Origin of the sequence: Shewanella sp. NKUCC05_KAH, from assembly GCF_019345585.1 — a bacterium.
Taxonomy (GTDB): domain Bacteria; phylum Pseudomonadota; class Gammaproteobacteria; order Enterobacterales; family Shewanellaceae; genus Shewanella; species Shewanella oncorhynchi.
In genome coordinates this window covers 54,283-60,721 of sequence record NZ_JAHKQZ010000027.1, presented here as the reverse complement: position 1 = coordinate 60,721, position 6,439 = coordinate 54,283, and the positions used below count along the sequence as shown (strand labels likewise).

6 protein-coding genes are annotated in these 6,439 nt (G+C 44.1%); 4 read left to right on the top strand and 2 right to left on the bottom strand.

From position 1 onward, the window contains the following. Positions 1–152 precede the first annotated feature (152 nt). The gene (locus KO533_RS20225) at positions 153–632 is read right to left on the bottom strand and encodes a hypothetical protein (protein ID WP_219250687.1); all 480 of its coding nucleotides are present in this window, start codon (positions 630–632) and stop codon (positions 153–155) included. Between the two features lie 169 nt (positions 633–801). Between KO533_RS20225 and KO533_RS20220 the strand changes: the two genes are divergently transcribed. The 3 genes from KO533_RS20220 to KO533_RS20210 all read left to right on the top strand — a co-directional run bounded on the left by KO533_RS20220 (position 802) and on the right by KO533_RS20210 (position 4,304). After that, positions 802–1,638 (top strand): mechanosensitive ion channel family protein, encoded by an 837-nt coding sequence (locus KO533_RS20220; protein ID WP_105251254.1) that lies wholly within the window; start codon positions 802–804, stop codon positions 1,636–1,638. A 118-nt stretch (positions 1,639–1,756) separates the two neighbouring features. Further along, positions 1,757–3,295 carry a tetratricopeptide repeat protein gene (locus KO533_RS20215; protein WP_219255863.1) on the top strand — a complete coding sequence of 513 codons (1,539 nt, stop codon included), beginning with the start codon at positions 1,757–1,759 and terminating at the stop codon, positions 3,293–3,295. A gap of 232 nt (positions 3,296–3,527) precedes the next feature. Next, positions 3,528–4,304 carry a transporter substrate-binding domain-containing protein gene (locus KO533_RS20210; protein ID WP_219255861.1) on the top strand — a complete coding sequence of 259 codons (777 nt, stop codon included), beginning with the start codon at positions 3,528–3,530 and terminating at the stop codon, positions 4,302–4,304. A 33-nt stretch (positions 4,305–4,337) separates the two neighbouring features. On the opposite strand, the gene KO533_RS20205 is transcribed toward KO533_RS20210, so the two are convergent. Next, on the bottom strand, positions 4,338–5,177 hold the full coding sequence (locus KO533_RS20205) for a LysR family transcriptional regulator (protein ID WP_212600507.1): 840 nt from the start codon (positions 5,175–5,177) through the stop codon (positions 4,338–4,340). Positions 5,178–5,369: 192 nt separating this feature from the next. Here KO533_RS20205 and KO533_RS20200 point away from each other — a divergent pair, with 192 nt between their 5' ends. Continuing rightward, entirely contained in the window at positions 5,370–6,101 is a 732-nt protein-coding gene (locus KO533_RS20200) for an SDR family oxidoreductase (protein ID WP_105251250.1), read from the top strand. Positions 6,102–6,439: the final 338 nt, after the last annotated feature.

The following is a 6,439-nucleotide window of genomic DNA, read 5'->3' as shown; positions in this document are numbered from 1 at the left end:
AAGCTGGATGGTAAACGGGAAAGGGCATATCCACGAGTTCTTAAAATGAGCAAAAACAAGTTCCCGGTTAGACCAAGAAAAATGCCGTTCACTCTTAAGTGAACGGCATTAGACTAATGGATGCCTTAAAATACGTCCGTTAAATCGAGTCGTTACTGCGGCTGATTGAGTTTTGCGAGGGCTTGGTTCAAGGCTTCACTGGAATCAAAATAGGCAATGTCCAAAATGTTACGCTGCTTGAGCAATATCATAGTGGCCATATCTTTGTTATCAGGTAATAAACGACTGATCTCACCATCCCTATCTAACCCAATCGCAAAAGGTAAATCTTGCATCTGTGGCACAGCCACAAATTTAGCGATCAAAGAAGGCATACCACTGATATCGGCAACATAAACTAAACCCGCTGGCATTTGAGTCGCGCTCAAGGGGGTAAGCGCATCCTTAATCACATCACCGCCTTTCATGCTGCGACTAAAGAGCAGCACTTGAGTCTCATCAGTCACATTAATGGTTTTATCATTTTGGTCGAGAAGTGAAATGGGATTAATCGCATCTCCGGCAACATAACTCGCAGCATACGCCCAGATTGGGGTTAACAGACAAGACAAACATAACAACAGCGTTTTCATAAACACTCGACTCCATTATTGGATAGGCGAACAGCATACCTGACTCCCCCTATCGACTCATTAAACCAACCACGATTACATGATACGCTTCACACATGAAGGGCGAAAAGTATTTGGTGAAATTTCTACGCTAGAATCGCACAGTTAACTTTATTACAAGGATATCATAATGATAACACCTGGACTCGATCAAGAATTGCAGCAACTACAAGGCGTTTATCAACTCATCACCGAGTTTTTAGTCACCTACAGCTTTCAACTCGTAGGTGCTTTACTGATCTTTTTGTTAGGTTTATGGGTAGCCAGTAAAGTGTCACGCTTAGTCGCTAAGCAATTCGACAAACACAATATCGATATCACCCTAAGCAATTTTGTCAGCAATCTTATCCGCATTCTGATCATCGTCATGGTCGGGATTATCGCCCTCGGCAAAATCGGCATCAGTATTACCCCTATGGTTGCGGCAATTGGTGCCGCCTCCCTCGGCGCAGGTTTAGCCTTACAAGGTATGCTAGCGAACTATGCCGCAGGCGTGACTATTATAGTCACCCGCCCTTTTGTAGTAGGCAATACTATTGAAATTAAAGGGGAAAGCGGCGTTGTTAAACGTATCCACTTAGGCATGACCATACTGACCAATGAGGAAGGTGAGCAAATCAGCATTCCTAATAAGCATATCGTCGGCGAAATTCTGCACAACTCCTTCAGCAATAAGCTAGTCGAAACCCAGTTCAATCTCAGTTACAACACAGATCCCGAACGAGCCATTAGTGTGATTACTGAGTTATTGAGCAATAATCCCTATGTTTATCAAGAGACCACACCTAATATTGGCATCAATGGTTTTAATGCTAATGGAATTGAAATGGGGGTTCGTTACTGGGTGCCCACACAAAGCTATTTTCAGCATAAATATAAGGTGAACCTCGCTCTTTATAACACCCTTAAGCAGGCGGGAATCGAGATTGCCTGCCCTATTAGAGAGATCCATCTGCAAGATAAATAACGCTAATGCCCATGGGATTGATCGGCTTAGTCGATCAGCCTAGCCCAAATTGTAAACTTGCATTCTTGTAAAAATTTACGTTTACTATACTCCCAAATATCGATAGTGATGGACTACTATGTTGTTGATACTCATAATTATTGCTTTTATTGTACTGTTTATTTTTTTCGCTAAATATCAAAAAAAACAAGTGCAAGCTAAAGCACTTGCCGCAGGTGATCCTACTGCGCTACTCAATCATGGCTTAACACTGATTAATCAAGGCGAAGTCAACTCTGGCCTAGATTATATTCAGCAGGCAGTCGATAAAGGCTTAGCCGTTGCCGCCATTGCTATGGCCGAACTTTATTCCGGTCGATTCCCACAAGTTCCCGCCGATCCCAAGGCATCTAACGATTGGTATAAAAAAGCCGCCGAAATAGAGCCTCAATATTTACCCATGCTCACCCTACCTAATTTGCTCTCTTCTGAGTCGCAAACACTCGATGAGTTAATCGCACAGGCAGAACAGCTCAAACCTAATGCCGAAGCGGGGCAAGCCGAGTTTCAATATGAGCTTGCTTACTTGTATCTAAGCCAGCCCTTTCTCGATCCCGATGCTAGCCAAGCAATTTACTGGTTCGAAAAAGCCGCCGCACAAGAAAACCAAAGAGCCTATTACCATTTAGCCACACTCTACTGGCATGATGAGCGCGTCACTTCGGACTATATCAAAGCACTTGAATACTTTGAGAAATCCGCCGCCGCTGGTGATGAATTAGCAAAAGATGATCTAGGACATATGCTTGCTGCTGGCCAAGGTGGACCTAAAGATTTAGCGCGTGCAGAGGCATTACTTAGCGAGCGCGCCGCAGACGATGATTTCCGCCAGTATTATCTTGGTAAACGTTTCCTCTACGGTGAAGATTTTGCTGTCGACTATGACAAGGCGCGCCATTGGTTAAGCCAATCTGTCGCTAGAGGTAATGACTTCGCTAAGATTGAATTTGCTCATCTTTTACTGAAAGCGCCACAAAATGAAAGTGATTACCAACAGGCTAAAATTGACTTTGAAGAATTCGCACTTAAGTGGAATGAAGACGCACTGCTAGGCTTAGGCAAGATTTATGAGCAAGGTTTAGGCGTGAGTCGCCAACCGATTAAAGCGTTAATGTATTACCAGCTCGCGGCCATGAGCAATAGAGCCGATCATCTAAAAGAATTAGCCAGATTCAGTCAGCAACTAGGTACCTTAGAGATAAAAGAGGCTGAGCGTCTACGTGACAGTTTCTTGCATCAGCATCCAATCCCCGCTGAGCAACAACAATATTTTTATTTCTATAAGGCTGAATCATTTTTAAGTGGTGAAAAACCCACTCAAGAGGCTCTACAAGCGGCAGAAGCTTGGTACGTCAAATCGGCAGAGCTAGGTCATGAAATTGCTATGCGGGAGCTGGTCAATATTTACGGCGCAGAACAATTAAATAAACCTATACAAATGTTTATTTGGTCTAGTTTATTGCTACGTCATTTTGGTAAATACGGGATGAATAGCGCTCAACGACTCCATCAAAACACCGCAAAATCATGTTTAACCGAATCCGAACTTGCCTACGCCGAAACTCAAATTGAGGCTATTGAAACCCAATTAACGCCCTATCTTGAGTCGGATAGGTAAGTTTCCTAGCAGCGAATGAGCCCCAGAAAAGGTTTGGTCAGATTTAACAGGCCAAACCGTTTGGTTACAAAATAGAGTGAATTTATAATTACTTAAAAAGCACAGTGGATGTATAAGCACTACAATCAATTATTGACCAAACCTGCGCAGCTAAACGACTCAAAAATAAAACCTAGTCGAATTAACTGTCCAGCCCGATAATTAAAACTGAGCATTTTAATAGGCAAGATGAATGATGCTGAAACTGATCATTGTCATTTCATGCTTATTTCTGCCCCAAGCAAGGGCAGAAACCTCTGCTGTTGTCTGGCAAGCACACTGCCGCGATAGGCATCCTGTTATTTATGTCGAAAATGGTGAGTGCAAAGGCCCAGGTGCAGCTGTCATCAATGAAGTCATCGCCCGCCTAGGTCATAAGATAAATTGGAGTAATGTGCCTTGGGCACGCACAATTAAAGTGGCAGAAATGGGACAAGTCGACCTAATCCCTGTCCATTCGATGACGCCAGAGCGCAACGATTTTCTAGACCCTATGCTACTGGGATACGACAAGCGCTACGTCTATTACTTTGCCCTTGCGAATAGACAACTTGAAGTCAAACATTTCGATGAACTAAAACCTCATATCATTGGCGCACTTAGAGGCGCTTTTTACTGTCCGCAGTTCAATGACAATCAAAACCAACTAAAAGTGTCTTTTGTTAATGATAACGGTCAGTTAATCAATATGTTGAAGGCTGAGCGTATCGATTTAGCCATCACCTCCGAACAGCATGAGATGCAATTTTTTGCCAAAGATCCCCAACTCAAACAGATGGCATACGTAGATATCAGCAAAAATGGCCGCTATTTCAGTATTCCGCTCATGTCGCCGCAGCATCAATATGCTAAGCAAGTTCACCAGATAGTCGACGACATGCGCACCTCAGGTGAAATTACTCAACTATTTAAATCCTACGGCGTCGAGCCTCCACTTAATCTCACTGAATCGCCCTTAGCAACTCACTAATCTGAATGCTGATAACCCAAAACTAACTTGGAATTAATTCGATCGAGCGGCTAAATGCCGTAACAAGGTCGCCAGTGTTGGCGCAACTGCCTGATGGGAGGGATAACACAAACCAATACGACGGAACATTCTCGGACCATCAAATTTCACTTGCTTGAGCCTAGGCTCATCTTCAATCAAACCATCGGGTAAAAAACTCACGCCAAATCCGGCTAACACTAGCGACATCACTAGAGATTTTGACTCAGCCTTAGCGACCAAATTAAGCGACATATTGCTGCACGCCAATAAACCTATCGTTTGCTGATGGGCTTCACAGGGTGGGCACTCAATAAAGTCAAAGCCATTGAGCTGCTCGGGACGTAGGCTATCTACTTGGGCGAGGGTATGATCCTTGGGGACGCAGAGCACATAATCCTCCTCCCACAGCGGAAAAAATACTTCATCTTCATGGCGCAAGCTGTCGATGCTTAAACGGCAATCTGCAGGGCTTTGATAGTCCACCAGCTCCAGATCTAGCTTATCAATGGCTTGATTCACCTGTTGTAAAAATCCTGCCAAACGCCGCTGGCTTAAGTCTGGCATCACAGCCAAACGTAGCTTTTGCCGGCTTGCCTTCGCCATAAACAAGCCTGGTAACTTACTCGCCTCCTCGACTAATTTAACCGCCAAAGGGTATAGATAGTGCGCGCTGTCCAAAGGTTTAACGCCTTTTTTGCTGCGCTCAAATAACTGACCACCAAGCTCTTCTTCGAGTTGCTTTAACCCAGCAGACAGTGAAGGCTGGCTCACAAAGCAACGGTTAGCCGCCGAGGTAATATTGTTCTCTTCAAAAATTGCGATAAAGAAACGCAGCAAACGCAAATCGACCATTTAATCTTCTCCGACAACCGACGAGTTCAGCACAAAGTTTCAACAATAGTGCCATAGGCTGAGCCTATCATATCCAGCTGGAATAAGTATTTTTCGACTGAAAATCCCCAGTCTATACTGGTTAACAAGTTCAAGACGCCGAACAACAGTTTGTTTACGGCTTACATTGGCTCCAATTAATAGGAAATACTAATGAATCAAGTTACTAAATCACTGGTTGTCATCACGGGCGCTTCATCGGGTATTGGCGCCGCTATGGCCAAAAGCTTTAGCGCTGCAGGCCATCCGCTGCTATTACTGGCACGCCGGGTTGAAGCAATGCAAGCGCTTGAATTACCAAACAGCCTTTCTATCAGCGTCGATGTCACCGACGGTGCAGCTATTAAAACAGCCATAACCCAAGCAGAAGCACAATTTGGCCCGGTCGGCTGTCTTATCAATAACGCGGGAATCATGCTACTAGGCCAAATCGATGTGCAAGATCCCAATGAATGGAGCCGCATGCTCAATATCAATGTGATGGGCGTGCTTAATGGTATTCATGCGGTATTAGCCGACATGAAAGCTCGCAAAACTGGCACTATCATTAATGTCAGCTCAGTGGCGGGGCGTAAAACCTTTCCAAACCACGCCGCTTACTGCGCTACTAAATTTGCCGTGCACGCCTTAACAGAAAACATTCGTGAAGAAGTCGCCATGGATGACGTACGCCTTATCACTATCGCCCCTGGCGCAGTAGAAACCGAGTTGTTGAGCCATACCACCAGCGATGACATTAAAGCGGGTTACCATGACTGGAAAGAAGAAATGGGCGGCGTTATCGCCCCTGAAAATGTCGCCGCTGCTGCGCTGTTTGCGTGGCAACAACCGCAAAATGTGTGCGTACGCGAAATCGTTCTAGCACCAACGCGCCAGCAACCTTAATCCGTTCTGAGTCTACTTTTATCTAAGTTATCTTGCTTCGAAAGACAACCAAACCTATCCCCAAAATCAATAATGCCAGAGTCAACTCTGGCATTATTTACTTCCCAATAAAGCCTGCCAAACAGCTGCTAAGTTTCAACATCACTACTTTAGTGAGTGCATATTTTACAAAGTGTTAGCTTAATCACAGTCCATTTTTTGTGCTTTAGGCGCAAAACTCGAAACTCAAAGTTATCAGAGCTAATTTAGCACGTAGACTAGTTCATTGTTTTTAAATCAGAAAAAAATAATCATACCACTCTACAACATCATCAATTAGATTTTTATCAATAAACTTT